Raw genomic sequence first — 517 nt, forward strand, 5'->3', positions numbered from 1 at the left:
TAGCAGTTGAATATTGCGATTCTATGAAGGAATCAAAGCCCAATAGCTACTTGTTTGCATTCGGCAATGAAAAGCTTGAAATGATTACAGGTGGGGCTTGGGAACTCGATTTATTCCCTCACGCGCCTTGTAAGTGGCGTCCGAAAAATATTGATTTCGTCTATTTTATCGACTTTGACAATCAAATTTTTCAGTGTGAAATTGTCACGGTGGGCGAGCAATATTTTACTTTCATTCATGAAAAGACTACACCTATCCAGAATCCAGACAAAGACCTAATTTACTCACTTGACTATCCAACCAGACTAAACCACCACCGAAATATTTTCCAACCTATCACCAAGTTAGGCGAGCGAATTTTGTGGTTTTATAAGACCGACCGTGTATTTTTCCAAAATAATTCGGTTGGGAATGCCGTACAAAATTACTTGAAAAATTGTCGGCGTTCCAATATACTGTAAACGAATTTAAATTAAAGAAAAGGAGTGTTAAATTATGGCGAGCGTTGGCAATAAGA

General features: G+C 37.9%; 1 protein-coding gene. It reads left to right on the top strand.

Going from position 1 to position 517, the window contains the following annotated elements:
* The coding region (locus tag N1032_RS27930; protein WP_259543999.1) for a hypothetical protein at positions 1-461 on the top strand (461 nt) is incomplete at its 5' end.
* Positions 462-517: the final 56 nt, after the last annotated feature.

Origin of the sequence: Herbiconiux daphne, from assembly GCF_024979295.1 — a bacterium.
In the GTDB taxonomy this organism is placed as follows: domain Bacteria; phylum Actinomycetota; class Actinomycetes; order Actinomycetales; family Microbacteriaceae; genus Herbiconiux; species Herbiconiux daphnes.